Here is a 21501-nt window from a genome sequence, read left to right on the forward strand (position 1 = left end):
TCAAATGATGGGCAAATTAACCAATGTTTAACACATCTCGCATAGTGAATATGCCTTTTTTGTCTTTTATCCATTCTGCCGCAATAACAGCGCCTAAAGCAAAGCCTTGTCTACTATGCGCTGTGTGCTTAATGCTTATAGAATCTATTTCAGAATTATAAGTTATTTCGTGTGTACCAGGAACTTCGGGTATACGCTTAGCTTTTATAGGTATTTCATTAGAAGTTGGATTTTCTAGTGACCAACCTTTGTAATGCGTGTTTTCAATAATCTGTTCTGCCAAGGTTATTGCGGTTCCACTTGGTGCATCTAATTTTTTAATATGGTGAATTTCTTCAATTTCAGTAGTGTAGCCCTCAACTGTAGCCATCAGTTTGCTTAATCGTTTATTCACTTCAAAGAAGATATTGACACCCAAGCTAAAATTTGAAGCGTATAGAAATGTACCATTTTTAGATTGGCAGTAGTCCACAACCTCTTGATAATGCTCTAACCAACCTGTAGTGCCAGAAATAACAGGCACATTAGCATCTAAAGCCATTTTAATGTTATTTACTGCAGCACTAGGAATACTAAAATCTATGGCGACATCTGCATTATAAAAATTGAAATTTTCAGAAGGTTTAGAGACCTTTAAAACGATAGTATGGTTACGCTCTAGAGCAATAGCTTCAATACTTTTTCCCATTCTACCATAACCGAGTAAAGCTATATTCATTTAGAATTTAAAATTAAGTGTTAAGCCTAAATCTCCTGAGTTTTCCATTTGGTTGTATTGATAGTGTGGACTAAAACTCAAATTTTCATCTACATTAAACTGAAGTAAATGGGCATCTACATTGGCATCTATAATATTAAGTGCATACAAACCAATGGTAACTAAAAGCGAAACTTCTTTGTTTCTCCTAAATTGCTGCTGTGCTCTTATCAATCCATCGTTAGAAATAAGTGGATTGCCATTTGCATCTGAAAATTCATCATCTGTAAAACCTGCTAATCGTCTTTTGTAAGCATCACGATAGCGGTCGTACTGTTTGTCGTTTCTTAAATAAAAATAAACTCCTGTGCCTATAGCTCCCCAAACGATAGGGATTTTCCAATATTTTTTGTTATAAAACTGTCCTGCACCTGGTAAAACAGCAGAATAAAAGGCGGCTTTAGATGGCCTCAAAGGGTCTATTTCCTGTTTTTCTATAAATGCATCGTTAATAAGAACAGGCTCCTTTTCTATAGTGCTAACAATACTATCACTTTCGTTTTGGGAAAATGAAAATGATGAAGAAATTATGCATAGGATGCCAAAGAAAAGATGGTTATTTAGCACGCTGTACTAGTTTTTTAATTCTATTGAAATCTTCTTCGGAATGAAAAGGGATTGTAATCTTGCCACTACCGTTTTTTCCGAGCTTTACATCAATTTTGTGACCAAAGTAATCTGAAAAATCTTTTATGCCTTTCTTTATGTGTTTAGGAACTTCAGTAGATATTTTTTCTGGTTTAGAGGTTTCTTCTTGGTTGTTCAAATTCTTAACAAGTTGTTCGGTAGCTCTCACAGAAAGTTTATTACTGATAATTTTTTCATAAACTTCGAGCTGGTCTACAGGACTTTCTATATTTACCATAGCTCTACCATGACCCATTGAAATAAAGCCATCTCGCATTCCGGTTTGGATAATTGGATCTAGCTTTAGCAGACGTAAATAATTGGCAATAGTTGAGCGCTTTTTACCTACGCGCTCACTCATTTGCTCTTGTGTAAGGTTAATTTCATCAATTAAACGTTGATACGACAACGCAATTTCAATGGGATCTAAATCCTGTCTTTGGATATTTTCAACTAGAGCCATCTCTAGAGACTCTTGGTCGTTAGCGATTCTTATGTAAGCAGGTATGGTCTCTAAACCAATAAGCTTCGATGCTCTAAAACGACGTTCACCAGAAACTAACTGATAGTTGTTAAAGGCTAATTTTCTAACTGTAATTGGTTGAATAACACCTAACTCTCTAATTGATGATGCTAGTTCTCTAAGCGATTCTTCATTAAAATTGGTTCTTGGTTGAAATGGGTTAACCTCTATACTATCAATATCAAGCTCAACAATATTACCTACAACCTTGTCTGCGTTTTTGTCCTCTGCAGATTTTATATCATTGTCAGGGTCTTTTAGTAAAGCAGATAGCCCACGACCTAACGCCTGTTTTTTAGTTGCCTTCGCCATTATAATTCATTTTTCTTTATGAGCTCTTTTGCCAAATTTAAATAATTGGCAGCGCCTCTACTACTTACATCATAGTTAATAATACTTTCACCATAACTAGGTGCTTCGCCAAGTTTAACATTACGTTGTATAATGGTTTCAAACACCATGTCGCTAAAGTGTTTTTGTACTTCTTCTACTACCTGGTTAGATAAGCGTAAACGCGAATCGAACATGGTAAGCAGCATGCCTTCAATGTCTAACGCTTGGTTGTGTATTTTTTGTACACTTTTAATAGTATTTAACAGTTTTCCTAAACCTTCAAGCGCAAAATATTCGCATTGAATAGGAATAATCACAGAATCGGAAGCTGTAAGGGCATTCAAAGTTAATAAACCGAGAGAAGGAGCGCAGTCTATTAAAATATAATCGTATTCAGATTTTAAATCTAATATTGCTTTTTTAAGCATGTATTCGCGCTCATCTTTATCAACAAGTTCTATCTCTATAGCCACAAGATCTATATGTGCAGGAATAACATCGACGTTGGGTGCATTTGAAGCGATAACGGCTTCTTTAGCAGTCTTGGTGTGTTCTAAAACCTGATACGATCCCAGCTCTACAGTATCTACATCGATACCTAAACCTGAGCTTGCATTAGCCTGTGGATCTGCGTCTATAAGTAGGACTCTCTTCTCTAATGCACCCAAAGAAGCTGCTAAGTTTACTGAGGTGGTCGTTTTTCCAACACCACCTTTTTGATTAGCAATAGCAATGATTTTACCCATTAAATGATTTGGTTTATTAAGGGTTTAAAAATACAATTTATTATGGGTTTTGAAAATTGAAGTTGTTAACAGTTTAGCTTTTTATTAGACCGTAATATTTTTAAACGGTTTTACGTTATAAATTAAGTCAGTTTTAGCCGCGCTAAATTCTGATGTAGCTTAATTGTCAGTTTTTTAACAAAGTTTTAGAATCTTAATATTTAACTTTAGCTCAACCAATAAATTAATCAAAAACATGAAAACTAATTTTCGCACTACATTAGTGCTGGCTATTGCTTTACTCTTTTCTATTGTTGTAGAAGCACAGCCTAGGCAGACAGCCTCAGTAGAAGGTATTACTGAGTACAAATTGGATAATGGACTTAAAGTCTTATTGTTTCCAGATAATTCTTCACAAACTATTACAGTTAATATTACCTATAAAGTAGGGTCGAGACACGAAGGTTATGGGGAAAAAGGTATGGCTCATTTATTAGAGCATTTAGTATTTAAAGGCACACCTAATCATCCTGATATTCCAAAGGAATTAACTGCTCGTGGTGCAAGACCCAATGGTACCACCTGGTATGATCGTACCAATTATTTTGAAACATTTAATGCCACAGAAGACAATTTAGACTGGGCTTTAGATCTGGAGGCTGATCGTATGGTAAACTCTTACATCGCCAAAAAAGATTTAGACTCCGAGTTTTCGGTTGTTAGAAATGAGTTTGAATCTGGTGAAAACTCACCAACTAGTGTCTTAATGCAAAAAGTAATTAGTTCTGCTTTTTTATGGCACAATTACGGACAATCTACTATTGGCAATAAGTCTGATATTGAGCGTGTACCAATTGAAAACCTAAAAGCATTCTATAAAAAGTATTACCGACCAGATAATGCTGTGTTAATGGTAACAGGTAAATTTGATAAGGATAAAACGCTTGCTTTAATTGAAAAGAAGTTTGGCGGAATAAAAAATCCTGATATTCCTTTAAGAGACGTTCCAACTATAGAACCTCCGCAAGATGGTGAAAAGCGCGTAGAATTAAGTAGAGTGGGAGATTTGCAGTTGGTATCTGCACTGTATCACACACCAGCAGGTTCGCATGTAGATTATGCACCATTAGCGCTTGTAGAAAATATTCTAACCGATCAACCTTCTGGACGTTTGTACAAAGCGTTGGTAGAGAGTAATAAGGCATCTTCAATATGGAGTTTTTCGCCATTTACCAAGGAACCTGGTTTTATGTACTTTAATGTTGATGTGCCTTCTGATAAGTCTTTAGCTGAGGCTGAGTCTACATTATTAGAGATTTTTGATGGACTACGCGAAAATCCAATTACAGAGGAAGAATTAAAGCGTGCTAAAGCCAACTTAGGTAAGCAAATGGACCAAATGATGCGTAACTCTTCATTTTTAGGAACTTATACAAGTGAATTTATTGGTGCAGGAGACTGGAGGTTAATGTTTATTCATAGAGATCGTGTAGAGGCTGCAACGCTAGAGCAAGTCAACGAAGTGTTAAATAATTATTTTATAAAAACAAATAGAACAGTCGGCAATTTTGTGCCAACAAAACAACCAATGCGTATCGAAATTCCTCACACAGAAGGTCTGGAGGAATTGGTGTCTAGTTATAAAGGTAAGGAGGCCATGAGTGTCGGTGAGGCTTTTGATGTGTCTTACGCAAACATTCAAGACCGCTTAGAAACGGGTACCATTGGAAAAACTGGTATTGAATACGGCTTTATTAAAAAGGATAATAGAGGTGAAACTGTTAATGTCAATTTTACCTTTAGAAATGGTAGTGTTAATGATTTAATGAACAAAGGAAGCGTTGCAAATTATACAGCAAGAATGCTCAATAAAGGCACAAAAACAAAATCTAGACAAGATATTGAAGATAAGTTAAGTGAACTTAAATCTAGCGTGTATTTCAGTGGTAGCAATGGCAGAACTTATGCTTACGTCACTTCCACTAAAGAACATTTAATGGAAACTCTAGATTTAATGACTGAGATGTTAAAATCGCCATCATTTAGTCAAGAGGAATTAGATAAACTTAAGACTCAGGATATCGCTAACATTGAACGTAACAAAACCGAACCACAATATTTGGTGCAAAAGCGTTTGGGTGAAATTAATCAGACGTATCCTAAAGGACATCCGTTGTACAACATGTCTATGGAAGAAGAACTAGCAGCGATCAATGACGTGACGGTTGAAGCAATGCAAGCGTATTATGATGATTTCTACGGAATTTCGAACAACGCGACATTAGTAGCTATTGGTAATATTGATGAAGAAGCTCTAAAAGGATATTTTGAAACTGCGTACGCTGATTTTAAATCAGATTTGCCGTATTCTGAAATTAAAGATCCTTACAGAGCCAATAATCCAGCAAACGAACAAATAAAAACTCCAGACAAAAAGAATGCCTTCACGTTGGGGTTCTTAAACTTTGAATGTAGCCAGTATGATGACGATTATGCAGCTTTACAAGTAGCTGGCTCTGTGTTTGGTGGTGGTTTTTTAAACTCTCGTATAGCAACGAGATTACGTCAGCAAGATGGTGTAAGCTATGGTGCAGGAGGTGGAGTTAATGTAGATAGCGATAAAGATGATAAAAATTCTGGAATGTACATTTATGCGATTTATGCGCCAGAGAACGAAGCTAAAGTTCAAAAAGGATTTGAAGAAGAAATAGCGCGCTTTATTAAAGACGGAATTACGCAACAAGAGCTCGACGATGCGGTTGCAGGTTGGGTACAAGCGCAAAGTGTCTCTAGAGCAAAAGATAATGAATTAGCAAGTACAATTAATAACAACTTGTACTATGAAAGAGATATGATGTTTCAGAAAAACGTTGAGGAAAAGGTAAAAAGTCTAACCGTTGAAGATGTTAATAAGGCGATTAAAACCTATTTTAAAGACATGAAAGACTGGACTGTTGTAAATGGAGGTGATTTTAAAGAATATGAAATTAAGAAAGATGATAAAGTAGATGATTAATAAGTATCAATTATAAATATTAAAAGCCCTTTGCATAAAGGGCTTTTTTTATTATTAAAATTGAAAATTAATCAATCAAAATTTCCAAAATCTGAATCGCTGCATCACTAATTTTGGTACCTGGTCCGAAGACTGCAACTGCACCAGCATCGAATAAATATTGGTAATCTTGTTTTGGGATAACACCACCTACAATGACCATAATATCTTCTCGGCCATAATTTTTAAGTTCCGCAATAACTTGTGGTACAAGAGTTTTATGTCCAGCAGCCAATGAAGATACACCTAAAATGTGTACATCATTTTCTACAGCTTGCTTAGCAGCTTCTTTTGGTGTTTGAAATAAAGGGCCAATATCCACATCAAAACCCACATCGGCATAACCAGTAGCTACAACTTTGGCACCTCTGTCATGACCATCTTGTCCCATTTTTGCAATCATTATTCGTGGTCTACGACCATCTTGTTCTGCAAATTGATCTGCTAGTTCTCTGGCTTTTTTAAAGCTTTCGTCGTCTTTTATTTCTTTGCTATACACTCCGCTAAATGATTTTATTTGTGCTTTGTAACGTCCAAATTCAGCTTCAAGAGCGTCACTAATTTCACCTAAAGTGGCGCGCTTTCTTGCTGCATCTACTGCTAAAGCTAATAAATTTTCTTCACCAGATTTTGCAGCAGCTGTTAATTTTGCTAAAGCATCTGTAACTGCTTTGGTATCTCTGGTGCTTTTTATATGATTAAGGCGCTCTATCTGTTGGTTTCTAACCGTTTGGTTGTCTACTTCTAAAATATGAAGCGGATCTTCTTCTTTCAGTTGGTATTTATTCACACCAACAATAATATCTTGTCCAGAGTCGATACGTGCTTGCTTACGTGCAGCAGCTTCTTCAATACGTAATTTTGGAATTCCGGCTTCGATGGCTTTTGTCATTCCGCCTAATTCTTCAACTTCTTCAATAAGTTTCCAGGCTTTTTCTGCAATCTCGTTGGTTAAACTTTCAACATAAAAACTACCAGCCCAAGGGTCTACAGTTTTGGTAATATGTGTCTCTTCTTGAAGGTATATTTGTGTATTACGTGCAATACGTGCCGAAAAATCTGTTGGTAAAGCAATTGCTTCATCTAGTGCGTTGGTGTGCAAACTTTGTGTGCCTCCAAAAGCAGCAGCAGCAGCTTCTATACAAGTTCTCGCAACATTGTTAAAAGGATCTTGCTCAGTTAAACTCCAACCAGACGTTTGACTATGCGTTCTTAAAGCCAAAGACTTTGGGTTCTTAGGGTTGAATTGCTTTACAAGTTTTGCCCAAAGCATACGTGCAGCACGCATTTTGGCAATCTCCATAAAGTGATTCATGCCAATTGCCCAAAAAAAGGATAAACGCGGAGCAAACGTGTCGATATCCATACCTGCACCTAAGCCTTTTCTTATGTATTCTAAACCATCTGCTAAAGTATACGCTAACTCAATATCGCAGGTTGCTCCAGCTTCTTGCATGTGGTAACCAGAAATACTGATGCTGTTAAAACGCGGCATATTCTGACTAGTGTATTCAAAAATATCTGAAATGATTTTCATCGATGGAGTAGGTGGATAAATGTATGTGTTACGCACCATAAACTCTTTTAGAATATCATTTTGAATGGTTCCTGCCAGTTGTTCTGGTTTTACACCTTGCTCTTCTGCAGCAACGATATAGAATGCCATAATTGGCAGCACAGCACCATTCATGGTCATAGAAACCGACATTTTATCTAACGGAATTTGATCGAAGAGAATTTTCATGTCTTCAACCGAATCTATGGCAACACCAGCTTTACCAACGTCACCAACAACTCGCTCGTGGTCTGAGTCGTAACCTCTATGCGTAGCTAAATCAAACGCTACTGAAAGTCCTTTTTGTCCTGCAGCCAAATTTCTTCTGTAGAAGGCGTTACTTTCTTCTGCGGTAGAAAAACCTGCATACTGTCTGATGGTCCAAGGTCTACGTACATACATGGTAGAGTATGGGCCACGAAGGTTAGGAGCAATACCTGCTACGAAATCTAAATGCTCCAAATCTTTTAGATCTTCTTTTGAATAGTTAGATTTAACTTTAATGTCTTCAGCTGTTGTGAAATGGCCTTTGGCTTTTGGCTCTTGGCTCTCGGTTTTTAGCTTTATATGTTGAAGGTTTTTGCGAGTCATCTTAAGTTGATTTTATTTGAGTATCGTTTGAAATCTTAATCTTTCAATTCTTACTCAGCTTTTAATCGTTTTAATTCTAAGGTTTCAGACAATCTTTTTTCAATTATTGGTTCGATGAGAGTTTTTCGTTTTTCAATCTTTAAAAAAGGACTTACTTCTAAATCATTTTTCATTTTATCAGCAGGATTTGGATGCTTATTTGTTCCTAAAAGGATTAGTTTTTCTGCATCAAAATCGGCTTGCTCTTTGTCAGCACTTTCTTTTATTTTTCGTTGGATTGTGCCTTCTTTTAATTGACTTAAGAATCCTCCGTTAGCTTCAATATCTTTAAAAAGAGCTAAAGCTTTTTCTGCTAATTGTTCGGTTAAACTTTCAATGTAGTAAGCGCCATCAGCAGGATTATTAACCTTATCGAAATAACTTTCATTTTTAAGTACTAAAAGTTGGTTACGCCCTATGCGATCACCGAATTCATTTGGATGGTGATACAAACTATCGTATGGTAAATTGGCAACAACATTAGCGCCACCTAATACAGCACTCATACACTCTGTAGTGGTGCGAAGCATGTTTACATTGTAATCGTAAATGGTTTTGTTGCGTTTGCTTGGTGTTGTAATAATTTTGCAGTTGGTGTTAAAACCATATTCTGTAGCAAGTGTAGCCCATAATTGTCTAAGTGCTCTTAGTTTGGCAATCTCAAAGAAGTAATTTGAGCCAACGGCTGTGTTAAAGGTTACTTCTATTGATGCTTTTATTTCATCTGATAGATTATTTAAATGATTGAGATATTCATTGGCGTGTGCTAAACTATAAGCCAATTGCTGTACAATGTTAGCACCAGCATTTTGGTAAAGACTTGCATCTATTGAAAATTGATAAGATGATTTTACAATAGCATCAAATTTTTTGTGATCGTCTTTTAAGTTTTTATACCAATTACCTGTTTTCGCCAAATGACCGATTATGTCCGTATCAAAATGTAATCTTAAGCCAGTAGATGATACAGCGGCATTTTGTTCTATAAATTTTGAAGAAAGACACGGCATTTTAAAACGTATGCTTGTTTCTTCCAAATCTATTTGATTAAGAAGTTCTTCAAGATTAAGCGCTTCATTTTTAATAACAAATGTTATATGTTCAGCGCCTCTGGAAATAGCATCTGTAGCTTTTATATTAGCTTCTTTAGCATCTTCTACCTCAATAACTTGTGAGATTTTCCATTGCGTGGCTTTACTCGCTGAGGTTTCTGGTAAATTTTCAAATTCATCAGAATGGTAAAACGGTTTAACGTCTATGCCTTCATTGGTATGCCAAATTAAGGTGTCGTTATAATCTGCGCCTTTAAGGTCTACTTGTATTTTTTGTTTCCAGGCTTTTGAGGAAACAGCTTCAAAATCTTTAAATAAGGATTTACTCATCGTTATCTTGTTTAGCTATACTGTCTTGGTACTCTATAATGAAAATGTCTTCATTATCTTTTTTCATATAGTAATTTTCGCGTGCAGCGCGTTCAATTCCTTCTTCGGTACTTAGTTCTTTAATAGCTTTATTGTCTTTTGCAATTTCGTTTTTATAGTGCTCTTTTTGATACTCTAGTTCTTCAATTTCGGAATTTAACTCATGGTGAAAAAACCATGAGTGCGCATCTATAAACAACATCCAAACAATAAATACCATTAATACGAGTATGTAAATGTTTTTAAATGGTTTTAGATATTTACTATTTAGAAATTTCATTATAGTCTTTCGTTTATAATCGTTTTAACGATATCTACAGCAACTGTGTTGTATTTGTTGTTTGGTATTATAATATCTGCATACTCTTTCATGGGTTCAATAAACTGCTGATGCATTGGTTTTAAAGTGTTCTGATATCGATTTAACACTTCATCAATATCGCGTCCACGCTCTGTTATATCTCTTTTTAAACGACGTATTAATCGTTCGTCAGAGTCTGCATGTACAAATATTTTAATGTCAAACAATTCTCTTATTTCAGGATGAGACAGAATTAGGATTCCTTCAACAATCATTACCTTTCTTGGCTGTGTCACAATAATATCTCCTGTTCGATTGTGCTTAACGAATGAGTATACAGGTTGGTTTACGGATTTACCTTGTTTAAGCTCTTTAAGGTGTTTTTCTAGTAGTTCAAAATCAATGGAACGCGGATGATCAAAATTGATTTTTACACGTTCTTCGAAACTTAAATGCGATGTGTCTTTATAATAAGAATCTTGCGAAATGACGCCTACTTCACCTTCTGGGAGTTCTTTTAGAATTGTATTAACAACCGTGGTTTTTCCACATCCTGTTCCTCCACCAATTCCGATTATAAGCATTGTAGATTTTAGATTTAGTTAGTTATGCAAAGTTAGCTAAATAAGGCTACTATTTAATGACTTTTGTCACATCTTCTGCGGTAATGATTTTACCATAATTATTTCCCCAGCTATTGTTTATGTAATTCATAACGTCCGCAACTTCTTCATTGCTTAAGCCTAAAGGTGCCATTACGCTGTTGTAGGTAATACCATTTACAACAATTTTACCAGACATACCTTTTTTTATCCCTTTTATACTTGCTTCTTGGTTTTCTTTTAGATAGTCTGATTGTGCCAATGGCGGAAAAGCTTTAGGTGCACCTTCACCGTTACTCATATGGCAAGTTATGCACAAATCGTTATAAACTAATTTGCCGCGCTCATAACTGTCTTTTATTTGTGGGTCTAAGGTTATGTTTTCTTTGTTTATTGAATAATCTGCATGATTTTTTTTCTTGTTATCAGAATTACAAGAAGTAACCAACAGTGCTAAAATCAACCTTGGTAAATATTTTATCATTTTCTCAATAACTTTACAATTCCTAAATTTTCTACTCCAACATAAATATAACCGTCTGGTCCTTGTTCTACAGATCTAACTCTCCCTATACCATCTAATAAACGTTCTTCTTTAATGACTTTACCATCTTTTAAAGTACACATGTCTAAATACTGAAATTTTAATGAACCTACCAGTAAATTCTCGTTCCAATCACCATATTTGTCGCTATTAATAAAAGCCATGCCGCTTGGTGCTATTGAAGGATCCCAATAGTGAAGTGGTTGTTCCATGCCTTCTTTCTCGGTAATGTCTGTAAATTTTGTGCCACTGTAATTGACGCCATAACTAATTACTGCCCAACCGTAGTTTTTCCCGGCTTTTACAATATTTATTTCGTCACCGCCTTTTGGGCCGTGCTCGTGTGTCCATATTTCGCCTGTTTTGGGATGTATGGTCATACCTTGTGGGTTTCTGTGTCCAAATGAATAGATGGCTTTTTTAGCATTAGAATCCTCGTAAAATGGATTGCTATTTGGGATACTACCGTCAGCATTAATACGATAAATTTTACCACAGTCTCTAGTTATGTCTTGTGGATTTTCGTCTCGGTTTCCTCTGTCACCAATAGAGAAATATAGATAACCATCCTTATCAAACTGAAGTCTTGAGCCAAAATGCTGCCCTCTTCTAGAATTAGGTTCAGCCTTGTATAGTACTTTCCAATCGGTAAGTGTTTGATTGTTGAATCTTGCAGATGCTATTGTTGTATTGCCACCATCACCTTCACCATTAGAAGAAGCATAAGAAAAATAAACTAGGCTATTATTATTATTATAATCAGGGTGAAGCGTCACATCCATTAAACCTCCTTGTCCTCGTACATAAATTTCAGGTAACCCAGAAATTTCAGTTTTCTTTCCGTCTTTAAAATGAATTAATTGTCCAGCCTTTTCAGTAATAAGCATAGATCCATCAGGTAAAAACGTAAAACCCCAAGGGATGTTTAAATCAGAAACAACAACTTCGTGAGTGTTCTTGGTATTGGTTGGGTTTTTATCTTGTGCGCAGGTGAGTATGCTTATTAGAATTAAACCTATTATTGGAAATCTTAATTTCATAATTCAAAAGATATGTAATATCAATTTTTAAAGTTAGAAAAATGTTGTTGGATAATAAAGAATAAAGGCTATATTTGCAGTCCTAAAATTGATAGCCAATACTCGGGGTGTAGCGTAGCCCGGTTATCGCGCCGCGTTTGGGACGCGGAGGTCGCAGGTTCGAATCCTGCCACCCCGACTTTTATAGAAAAAGCTCAGCAACTGCTGAGCTTTTTCTTGTATTAAAAGGTTATCAATTATAAAATAGTTCCTGAAATAATAACTATACCAATTAAAACAATGAGCACAATACCAATTAATCTTGCACTAATAATTGTTTTTTTATCTTTTTGGAAAAGATAGTCTTTTCTTTCTTCATCCTCTTCTTTTATAAACTTCATTTCTAATATTTTATGGGTTCATTAAAAGATATAGGTTTTAAGGAATTTTCGCAAGTTAAAAAAGGTTAAACCTTTATGCTTTTAAGCTTTAAATGGTTCGTTTTTAATAAGATTTTGTTAAAGAATATACAAAAAGGCAGATTTAACACTTGTGTAAGTTTATTCGACTCTTACGTAATTTTCTGAATAAATTCTATTGCCGTACTCATCTAGCTCAATCTGCTGAAATTTATTTAGCGAAAGCTCAAGCTCAAAGATAAATTCTTTTTTTTCATCAATAACTTCATCCATAACCTTAGATCCAAAATCTAGCACCTCCGTTAACCTGTCACCATCATATTTATAAGTACCAAATCCAAACCATTCAGATGAGTCAGCCGCTCTATGCTTGCACCACATCACCTTAGTGTCGGTGTACATTTTTATTTGTCTAAACTCTGGATCCATCTCAAAAGAGTCTACAACAACATTATCTTTATAATTATAAAAACCTGTGAGCTCCCATGTGCCTTTTAGGTCTGTAGGTTGATCATTTTCTGTATTGGCATTTTTAATTGTTTTCTCGGTACTATTTGTTTCGTTTTTGCACGATAGTACAAGCAACAACAGCATGCTTAGAAATAGAATTTTTGTTTTCATGACAGGTTGATTTAGCTATTAGATTCTTAAAAATTAGTAAATTAATCTGAGAAATTAAAGCAATTTGAAAACTTTATGACGCTATAGTTAGTGTTAATAACTTATGGCAAAGATTTTATACAAAAATCCTACTTTTGCTTTGTGATAAAATACAACATATGTCTGATACAATCGAAAAACTAAAATGCTTAATAATAGGGTCTGGACCTGCTGGTTATACGGCAGCAATTTATGCGTCCAGAGCAAATATGGAACCAGTTTTATACCAAGGTGAACAGCCTGGCGGTCAGTTAACAACTACAAATGATGTTGAAAATTTTCCTGGATATCCTGATGGAATCACAGGACCAGAAATGATGATACAATTACAAAAACAAGCTGAACGTTTTGGTACAGATGTGCGTCATGGATGGGTGACTAAAGTAGATTTTTCTGGTGATATTCATAAAGTATGGATTAATGATGAAAAGGAAATTCATGCAAAGACTGTGATAATATCAACTGGTGCTTCAGCAAAATATTTAGGGTTGCCTTCTGAGCAAAAATATTTACAGTTAGGAGGTGGAGTATCGGCTTGTGCAGTTTGTGATGGTTTCTTTTATAGAAATCAAGAAGTTGTAATCGTTGGTGCCGGAGATTCTGCTTGTGAAGAAGCCCATTATTTATCTAAACTTTGTAAAAAAGTAACCATGCTAGTGCGTCGTGATGAGTTTAGAGCTTCTAAGATTATGGCAGAGCGTGTAAAGAAAACTGAAAATATTGAAATTTTATACAACACCGAAACTGACGAAGTATTAGGAGATGGACAAGTTGTTACAGGAGTAAGGGTTTTTAACAACCAAACTAACGAAAAGCACGATATACCAGCAACAGGGTTTTTCGTAGCTATTGGACATAAACCTAATACAGATATTTTTAAAGGTCAGATAGACCTAGATGATACAGGTTATATTATCAATGCACAACCAGGAACAAGCAAAACTAATGTTGAAGGAGTGTTTGTAAGTGGTGATGCAGCAGACCATGTTTACAGGCAAGCTATAACAGCTGCTGGTACAGGTTGTATGGCGGCTTTGGATGCTGAACGTTATCTAGCAGCTAAAGAAGCTGATTTTGAAGTTGCAACATCCACTTATAATTAGGATATAGATTACTTTAAACTTATACAATGTTTAAATCCCGAATCGCACGATTCGGGATTTTTTTATGGAATTCTTAGAATATTCCATTGAAAAAAACAATACTTCAACAATAAACAGCAAATGTGATAAATATCATAAAATTTAAAACTTGAAATCTCAACCTTTGTATCGAATTAATTTTTAACACGATGCAATTACTTAAACACTTTCCCAAAAAATCACTGCTCTATACAATGGTATTTGTTATCTCTGCAGTAACGTACTCTCAAGATTATAAATTAGACAATGATACTTCCTTTATGAAAATAGAAGGAACTTCTTCTTTGCACGATTGGCATATAAATGTAGAAAAACAAGCAGGAAACATAGTTCTTCATCAGTCCGAAACAATTAGCGTGAAAGCGCTGAATCTCACCGTAGAAAGTGAAAGTTTAAAAAGTGGAAAATCCAGGATGGATAAGAATACTTACAAAGCCTTAGAAACCGATGATTATAAGAATATAACCTTTAAACTAAAAAAGGCAACAGAAATAAAAAGTCTTGGTGATTATACCTACGAAGTTAAGGGTAAAGGACAATTGACTATTGTTGGTAATACCAAAGATATTACGATGACATTAAAGATAGAGATAAAAGATGATATGGTATTGTTGTCTGGAAAAAATGAAATAAAAATGACTGATTTTGGTATTGAGCCACCAACCGCGCTTTTAGGGACAATAAAAACAGGTGATGCCATTACCATTACTTATGAAGCGACATTTAAAAGAAACTAAATCTTAACCCAATAACTAAAACAAAAGATATGAAAACTACACTCAAAACCTCGGTATTTATTATGGCCATCTTAGGTTTTATAAACTTAAATGCTCAAAATAGAAATCTAGACAACTACAGGCAACCAGACCAACGTGGCATAAATGTTTTTGAAGCACCAAAAGACAGTGTTTCAACTTTTGAAAGTGTAAAAGTAAGAGTAGGTGGACAATCTACATTGCAATTTCAAGCCATAGACCATGAAAATGGTGTAGCACAGGCCGATCTAACAACAACGAATACATTACAAGAAATAGGTTATAACTTTAACTTAGCTACAGCCAACTTAGACTTAGATGTAGCCTTAGCTAAAGGTTTAAGAATGCACTTAAGAACCTATCTATCTTCTCGTCACCACCCAGAACCTTATGTAAAAGGTGGTTATTTTCAAATAGACAACCTAGATTTCATTAGTGAAGGTTTATTGAGTAACCTTATGAAATATACTACCGTTAAAATAGGGCATATGGAAAATAACTATGGTGATGCACATTTTAGAAGAAGTGATAATGCGCAGGCTATTTACAACCCATTTGTTGGTAACTTGATTATGGATGCTTTTACAACGGAAGTTGGAGCTGAAGTTTATTATCAAAGAAATGGATTTATCGGTATGATTGGATTCTCTAATGGTAAGTTAAACCAAAATGTTCTACAAGGTGCTAATGGTAAAACTGGTGGAGCAGCATTTCTTGCAAAATTAGGGTATGACAAACAATTAACCGAAGATTTCAGATTCAGATTAACAGGGTCTTTATACACTACAGGGTATGTTGCAAACAACTATCTTTATACAGCAGATAGAGCAGGTTCTAGATATTATTCTGTTTTATCACCAGAACAATATTTTGATTTTAGAACACAGTCTCTACAAAATACTACAGCTACTAATTCATTTAGAACAGGACGTTTTGATCCTGGTTTTAGAAATAGAATTACTGCTGTTATGTTCAACCCATTCGTAAAGTATGGTGGCTTAGAATTCTTTGGTACTCTAGAACTTGTTAATGGTAGAGCTGCTTCAGAATCTGATAACCGTAGTACAACACAGTTAGCTGGTGAAGTCATCTATCGTTTTGGATCATCCGAAGACTTCTATATTGGTGGTCGTTATAATACAGTAAGTTCAGAACAATCATTTGGTGATGTAGATGTAGATAGATTTCAATTGTCAGCGGGTTATTTCTTAACTAAAAATGTTCTAGCAAAACTTGAATATGTTAATCAAAGTTATGATGGCTATCCATCAGATAACGTTCTCTTTGAAGGTAAATTTAATGGCTTAATGTTTGAGGCTGTAATTAGCTTCTAGAAATATAAGGTAATATATTAAGGCCTTCTTTTAGGAAGGCCTTTCTTCTGTAGTTATGAAAATTTCACATTTACTCTTAGGGTCTTTCGTCTTCACGTCCTTTCTTTTTTCGTGGATACATGACATAAGCTCATTTCCAAAAACATCTACCGTATCTTTTTGTGAAGGAAGTTCGCTCAAGATTAAAGGAACCTCTAACGTTAATAAGTTTGAGTGTGCTTTAGATGTAAGTGCTTTATCAAAACCTGTTTTAGTTACTTATAAGGAGTCTAAAGATTACTTAAATTTTAGAGATGCTCAATTGGTGATACCTGCCAAACATTTTGATTGTGGAGGGAAAATGATAAATAAAGATTTTAAGAAACTGCTTAAGGTCGATGATTTTCCGGAAATACGACTAGCATTAAAAAAAGTAATGAAACCAAAAAATTATGAGGATTGTATAATGGCAACGATAGAAGTTGCTATTTGCGATATTAATAATGCGTATAAAGTACCTATCTCTGCTTCAAAATCTAATAATGGTATTGATACTGATGGACTTTTAACACTAAATATTGATGATTACAACCTTGAGCCACCAAAAAAAATGTTGGGTGTTATTAAAGTATCTCCAGTTATTGAAATAGAGTTCTCGTTAAATTTTAAGATAGAATAAACAAAATTATCGCTGCTTTTTTTGAAGTTTCGCTGTATCTTCAAACTTAGTAATCGTAATATTAGGATTGCCATAAAGATATACTTCTGTATCACCAGATGCTGCAATAGTAATATTATCTATTGTGCTTATTGTTAAATCGCTATTACCTTCTAATGTGGTATCTACGGTTTTGACATCAAACTTTGGGCTGTTAAAATTAGTAGAATTGTCTAGTCTAATTACAGAACTATTCGCAGCACCTTCGATAACAGCATCAGATCGTTGATACAAATCAAAATCCGCTATTTTACTATTAATTAGGGCGTCTAGTTTGCTGTTGTCACTTAACTCAATTTTTGTTGAGTCTGCTGTAAGGTTTAAACGTGTTTTAGATTTTCCTGAACTTTTGTAGGTAAAGTTATTGGCATTTATGTTGAGATAAGCCCTCGAATCGTCACTCGTTATTAAGCTTACATCGCCAAGCTCCATTGAGGTTAGTGATCGTATTTCTCCATCACCTCTAATTTCAATATTTTGAAGCGCATCACCATAATTTACAGTAATATTTAGTCGCTTTTTGGAGGTAATTCGCATTGTTTGGGTAAAAGATAAAACACCATCTACAACTTCAAACTGAATAACATCATGTAGGTTGTCATCTGTTTCTATATTTACCGATGGTTTACTATTGTATACAATTTCTATAGAAAAATCGCTATTAACCACGATTGTATTAAAGTCGTCAACATAGGTTTGTTTGATGGTTACATTTCTATCACCTTTAATTTTTTCTTGTGCATTACTAATAGGGCTCGACGCTATTATTAAAGCCAGAATAAGTAAAACTTTTTTCATCTATAATCTTTGTTTAGCTATGTATATGACACCATTCATTAATTATGTCACTTTTACGCTGTTTAACAAAGATATGCAAAAACCGCCCCAAACTCTATAAAGAATTTTAAACGGTTTGTAATTGTCTGTTTTATAGGTTGTTGTTGTGTTAAGGGAGATGTGGTATTTTTACTTTTGGTGCAACCACATTTAATTTGGTTTTTAATATAATAATATGATGTTTAAAATGCTTATTACTACTATTTTTACTAATGTAATCATGATATTTAGATGTTTTTGATTGATGTTTTTTAAAAGTTAACACTACTATTTTTCTACAGATGTATGGTTATAACTTATAACACGTTTTAATTTCCACGCTTCATTTTCTAGAATCCATAAATGTGAAAACAAGGCATAATTGTCAGTATTTTCAAAAGACATGTTCTCGTCTGTAGAGAAAAAGTGTTTTCCGTTTTGTAGAGCGCCATAGAGTTTACCGTTGTTATACATAGGAAAAACTTCTAAGCTTTCTTCTACAAGAAATCGGTATACTTTTTCAGGATTATCGTCTCTGCAAATTCCGTTTTTCATGGTTGATATAAACGCTTCTTTAGAATGTGTTACACCACCTTTATCGTGATAAAACTCTAAATCGTCATACATTAATTCTGCGCTTTTTTCGAGGTCACATTTGTTGAAACCTATTTTAAAAAGAATACTGTCTTTAGCCTTTAATGTTTTAAAAAGTTCAGAATTTGAGTTCACTTGCGCTAATGCAATACCAGACATTAATAGTCCAATACTGCATAGCAAAAGTGATTTGATTGATTGGTTTAGTTTTGATTGGTTCATTTTTTGATTGATGATTACAGCGCAAAAGTCTGTTTTATTTTAATTGATTTAAACTTATTATTACCAAACTGTCGTTTTCTTGGTATCAATTGTCATTGACCTCTAGATCAACACCGTCTTCGTCTATTTTTAGGCTAACTTCAGGCTTATCTTGCTTAGACGATAATTCTTCTTCTGAGGTTACATTGTCTTCAATGTCCTCATCTTTAATACAGTCTAAACATTCTGCATTATCTTTTGTGATTTTGTAGTACTTGCCAAATTCAATATTTCTTAGAATATTATTGCCATATTTAGAGTAGTTATATCGCCAAGACCTAGAAAAGTACTTATCAGTGTAAAGAATTGTGCCATCTGGTAAATAAAGAATAACCCTAACTTCTTGTTCGCTGAACTTATTCTCAATATCGGTTTTTAAGTAGTTATCTAAAACAAGAGTATTTCCATTTAACCTGTAGCCATAATTAATATTTTCTGCACGTTTTTTGGCTCTATTGTAGTCACTTCCTGTGGCTTCTTTTTCAATAATTATAGATGCCACCGAATCTGTGGTTGATTTTACAATATATCTCACATTAGATGAAACCAAGCTGCGACCTTCATCGTCTTCAACGATATTAAAATCATTGTTATGATGATAACGATAACTGCTATTTTGGTCAAATTCTGAATTGTTTAACCTAATAGTGTCGCCAAACTTAATATTCAGTTCTTCTTTTGCTGTAACCTTGGCCTCAAAGGCGTGTTCAGTGGCTTGTTTAATACCAGAAATAATGATACCTACAATTGCTATTAACCACACACCAAGTAAGGTAAACTTAGCAACATTTCCAATTGATTTTAAGTTGTTTACCAGAATCTTTAAGCCTAAATAGAAGATAAAGAAAAACGGTATTCCAACAGCAAAAAACAATAACATTGACATTAACCATAATGGGATATTTGCAGCATTGGCAACATATAGTAGGTCTACGCCTGGTAAATTAATAGCATCTGTAAGACCAACTGTAAATAATAGTACTATAGATGTTATTAGGGCACTAATACCTGTTATGATTAAAATAATACCTATAAACTTTGCTATAATCTTCAGAAAGAACATTATAATACTTCCTATAGAATCAAAAAAGGTTTGGGAACTCGATTTTAACCGATTGCCTTGCTTCTGAAAATCTACACTTTTTACAGTTTCAGAAATATTGTCGGTAAGATCATCAAGTCCTTCCTTAAATTTTTCACCTTTTTTTTTAAAATCAACGTTTTTTACGGTTTCTGAGACCGAATCAATGCTGTCTTTAATTTTTTTTTCAATGTTACTGATATTCACAGGGTCGCCAGTCATCATTAGTTTTTCTGCTGTGGTTCTGGCCTCTGGTACTAATGCCCAAAAGATAAGATAGATGAAAATGAATGTACCACCTGAGCCTATGGCCAATAATAACCATATGAGTCGCATCCAAATAGATTCTATCCCAAAATAGTGTCCTAAACCTGCAGCAACACCACCAATGTATGAGTTATCTGTATCTCTAAATAGTTTTTTGATAGGGCCTGAGCTGTAAGATTTTTTTTGTTGAGGTTCGTCTTCAAAGATTTCATCATCAACCAAGTAATCTTCTGGTTGTCCCATTATAGTTATAACTTCATCTACAAGCTTAATACCTACAACTTGTTTTTCGTTTTGTATGCGCTCAGAGAAAAGCTCAGCAATACGCGCTTCAATATCTGCTATAATTTCTGAACGACCTTGAGAGTCTGTAAATGAACGTTTTATAGCCTCAAGATAGCGCGATAACTTAAGATATGCATCTTCGTCTATATGGAAGAATATACCTGCTAAATTTATATTGACTGTTTTATTCATTTTTTTGTTGTTTTTGTACTGGTTACTAGGTTTACTGCATTTTGTAATTCACTCCAAGTCGTGTTTAATTCGTTTAGAAACAACTTGCCTGTTTCTGTAAGACCATAATATTTTCTTGGTGGTCCAGATGTGGATTCTTCCCAACGGTAGTTGAGCAATCCAGCATTTTTTAATCTTGTTAATAGTGGATATATGGTTCCTTCTACAACAAGCATTTTTGCGTCTTTTAGTGTTGCCAGAATCTCTGCAACATAGGCATCTTCATCTTTTAAGATGGATAAGATGCAATACTCCAGAACACCCTTACGCATTTGTGCTTTTGTATTTTCGATCTTCATAGTAATAAGGTCTTAAATGTGATTAAACTGTTCATTTTTTGATTGATTATTGATGACCCTTCGACACTTCGACTACGCTCAATGCAGGCAAGCTCAGGGCAAATGATTTTATTTTAAAAAATTGATTGTTAACGGATATTTATAAACTTCTCCATCTCTGGCAGATAGGCTTGCTTTAACAATAAGTGCTAATTCTATTATAAATCCAATAACAGCCAAAGCTCCAAGTCCTCCACCTATATAGAGTAGTGGAGAAGGTTCTCCAACATTAATATGAAAATCATGAAAACCATGAAAATCTATAACATCCAACCCTCTAAAAAGTTTAAAGATGAAAAACGGAACACTGATAGTACCTATAATTATAGCGTAGAGTAATACACTAATCTGAAAATTAATGGCTTGCTTTCCATGCTGATCTACAAACTCAGATTTATCTTTATTAGCAGCCCATAATACTATTGGACCGATAAAATTACCAAACGGAATTATAAATCTAGAAAAGGTTGAAAGATGTATAAATGTTGCTAAATTTTTATGATGATTGTCTACCATTTTTAAAAATATA

General features: G+C 34.5%; 22 protein-coding genes and 1 tRNA gene. 6 read left to right on the forward strand and 17 right to left on the reverse strand.

Annotated elements, in window-relative coordinates; genetic code table 11:
• Positions 1-16: 16 nt before the first annotated feature.
• From dapB to BWZ20_RS13465, 4 genes are read right to left on the reverse strand one after another with little or no spacing between them, the layout of a single operon-like run.
• Positions 17-718 carry a 4-hydroxy-tetrahydrodipicolinate reductase gene (gene dapB, locus BWZ20_RS13450; RefSeq protein ID WP_076620701.1) on the reverse strand — a complete coding sequence of 234 codons (702 nt, stop codon included), beginning with the start codon at positions 716-718 and terminating at the stop codon, positions 17-19.
• On the reverse strand, positions 719-1324 hold the full coding sequence (locus tag BWZ20_RS13455) for a DUF5683 domain-containing protein (RefSeq protein WP_076620702.1): 606 nt from the start codon (positions 1322-1324) through the stop codon (positions 719-721). It abuts the gene before it with no gap.
• Positions 1314-2219 (reverse strand): ParB/RepB/Spo0J family partition protein, encoded by a 906-nt coding sequence (locus BWZ20_RS13460; protein WP_076620703.1) that lies wholly within the window; start codon positions 2217-2219, stop codon positions 1314-1316. The genes BWZ20_RS13455 and BWZ20_RS13460 overlap by 11 nt, the downstream gene beginning before the upstream one ends.
• A complete protein-coding gene (locus BWZ20_RS13465; RefSeq protein ID WP_076620704.1) occupies positions 2219-2986 on the reverse strand; it encodes a ParA family protein in 768 nt (255 codons plus the stop codon). Before BWZ20_RS13465 ends, BWZ20_RS13460 begins: the two co-directional genes overlap by 1 nt.
• A gap of 235 nt (positions 2987-3221) precedes the next feature.
• Between BWZ20_RS13465 and BWZ20_RS13470 the strand changes: the two genes are divergently transcribed.
• Complete coding sequence (locus BWZ20_RS13470) at positions 3222-5981, forward strand: M16 family metallopeptidase (protein WP_076620705.1); 2760 nt, start codon at positions 3222-3224, stop codon at positions 5979-5981.
• A 67-nt stretch (positions 5982-6048) separates the two neighbouring features.
• Here BWZ20_RS13470 and scpA read toward each other — a convergent pair whose 3' ends face one another.
• From scpA to BWZ20_RS13500, 6 genes are read right to left on the reverse strand one after another with little or no spacing between them, the layout of a single operon-like run.
• Positions 6049-8166: a methylmalonyl-CoA mutase gene (gene scpA, locus BWZ20_RS13475; RefSeq protein WP_076620706.1), complete on the reverse strand. Its 2118-nt coding sequence runs from the start codon at positions 8164-8166 to the stop codon at positions 6049-6051.
• Between the two features lie 50 nt (positions 8167-8216).
• Positions 8217-9587, reverse strand: a complete 1371-nt coding sequence (locus BWZ20_RS13480) for a methylmalonyl-CoA mutase subunit beta (RefSeq protein ID WP_076620707.1) — start codon at positions 9585-9587, stop codon at positions 8217-8219.
• Positions 9580-9906: an FtsB family cell division protein gene (locus tag BWZ20_RS13485; RefSeq protein WP_076620708.1), complete on the reverse strand. Its 327-nt coding sequence runs from the start codon at positions 9904-9906 to the stop codon at positions 9580-9582. Before BWZ20_RS13485 ends, BWZ20_RS13480 begins: the two co-directional genes overlap by 8 nt.
• On the reverse strand, positions 9906-10511 hold the full coding sequence (gene udk / locus BWZ20_RS13490) for a uridine kinase (protein ID WP_076620709.1): 606 nt from the start codon (positions 10509-10511) through the stop codon (positions 9906-9908). Before udk ends, BWZ20_RS13485 begins: the two co-directional genes overlap by 1 nt.
• Positions 10512-10560: 49 nt before the next feature.
• On the reverse strand, positions 10561-11013 hold the full coding sequence (locus BWZ20_RS13495) for a c-type cytochrome (RefSeq protein WP_076620710.1): 453 nt from the start codon (positions 11011-11013) through the stop codon (positions 10561-10563).
• Positions 11010-12113: a PQQ-dependent sugar dehydrogenase gene (locus BWZ20_RS13500; RefSeq protein ID WP_076620711.1), complete on the reverse strand. Its 1104-nt coding sequence runs from the start codon at positions 12111-12113 to the stop codon at positions 11010-11012. Before BWZ20_RS13500 ends, BWZ20_RS13495 begins: the two co-directional genes overlap by 4 nt.
• A gap of 103 nt (positions 12114-12216) precedes the next feature.
• On the opposite strand from BWZ20_RS13500, the gene BWZ20_RS13505 reads away from it, so the two are divergent.
• Positions 12217-12291, forward strand: a tRNA-Pro gene (locus BWZ20_RS13505).
• A 58-nt stretch (positions 12292-12349) separates the two neighbouring features.
• Here the strand turns inward: BWZ20_RS13505 and BWZ20_RS15420 are convergent.
• Together BWZ20_RS15420 and BWZ20_RS13510 are read right to left on the reverse strand one after the other, a co-directional pair.
• Entirely contained in the window at positions 12350-12493 is a 144-nt protein-coding gene (locus tag BWZ20_RS15420) for a hypothetical protein (protein ID WP_198034953.1), read from the reverse strand.
• Between the two features lie 159 nt (positions 12494-12652).
• Positions 12653-13132 carry a hypothetical protein gene (locus BWZ20_RS13510; RefSeq protein WP_083677228.1) on the reverse strand — a complete coding sequence of 160 codons (480 nt, stop codon included), beginning with the start codon at positions 13130-13132 and terminating at the stop codon, positions 12653-12655.
• 158 nt (positions 13133-13290) lie between these two features.
• On the opposite strand from BWZ20_RS13510, the gene trxB reads away from it, so the two are divergent.
• The 4 genes from trxB (at position 13291) to BWZ20_RS13530 (ending at position 17060) form a co-directional block, all read left to right on the forward strand.
• On the forward strand, positions 13291-14274 hold the full coding sequence (gene trxB, locus BWZ20_RS13515; protein ID WP_076620712.1) for a thioredoxin-disulfide reductase: 984 nt from the start codon (positions 13291-13293) through the stop codon (positions 14272-14274).
• A 188-nt stretch (positions 14275-14462) separates the two neighbouring features.
• Positions 14463-15050, forward strand: a complete 588-nt coding sequence (locus BWZ20_RS13520; RefSeq protein ID WP_076620714.1) for a YceI family protein — start codon at positions 14463-14465, stop codon at positions 15048-15050.
• A 29-nt stretch (positions 15051-15079) separates the two neighbouring features.
• A complete protein-coding gene (locus BWZ20_RS13525) occupies positions 15080-16402 on the forward strand; it encodes a hypothetical protein (protein ID WP_076620716.1) in 1323 nt (440 codons plus the stop codon).
• A 55-nt stretch (positions 16403-16457) separates the two neighbouring features.
• On the forward strand, positions 16458-17060 hold the full coding sequence (locus tag BWZ20_RS13530) for a YceI family protein (protein WP_076620718.1): 603 nt from the start codon (positions 16458-16460) through the stop codon (positions 17058-17060).
• Positions 17061-17066: 6 nt separating this feature from the next.
• On the opposite strand, the gene BWZ20_RS13535 is transcribed toward BWZ20_RS13530, so the two are convergent.
• From BWZ20_RS13535 to BWZ20_RS13555, 5 genes are all read right to left on the reverse strand, one after another.
• Positions 17067-17897: a GIN domain-containing protein gene (locus BWZ20_RS13535; protein ID WP_232217115.1), complete on the reverse strand. Its 831-nt coding sequence runs from the start codon at positions 17895-17897 to the stop codon at positions 17067-17069.
• A gap of 306 nt (positions 17898-18203) precedes the next feature.
• Positions 18204-18731: a nuclear transport factor 2 family protein gene (locus BWZ20_RS13540; RefSeq protein WP_076620719.1), complete on the reverse strand. Its 528-nt coding sequence runs from the start codon at positions 18729-18731 to the stop codon at positions 18204-18206.
• A gap of 85 nt (positions 18732-18816) precedes the next feature.
• Complete coding sequence (locus BWZ20_RS13545) at positions 18817-20595, reverse strand: PspC domain-containing protein (RefSeq protein WP_076620720.1); 1779 nt, start codon at positions 20593-20595, stop codon at positions 18817-18819.
• A complete protein-coding gene (locus BWZ20_RS13550) occupies positions 20592-20933 on the reverse strand; it encodes a PadR family transcriptional regulator (protein WP_076620721.1) in 342 nt (113 codons plus the stop codon). The genes BWZ20_RS13545 and BWZ20_RS13550 overlap by 4 nt, the downstream gene beginning before the upstream one ends.
• Before the next feature lie 108 nt (positions 20934-21041).
• A complete protein-coding gene (locus BWZ20_RS13555) occupies positions 21042-21488 on the reverse strand; it encodes a DUF4870 domain-containing protein (RefSeq protein WP_076620722.1) in 447 nt (148 codons plus the stop codon).
• Positions 21489-21501: the final 13 nt, after the last annotated feature.

Origin of the sequence: Winogradskyella sp. J14-2 (assembly GCF_001971725.1) — a bacterium.
In the GTDB taxonomy this organism is placed as follows: Bacteria; Bacteroidota; Bacteroidia; order Flavobacteriales; family Flavobacteriaceae; genus Winogradskyella.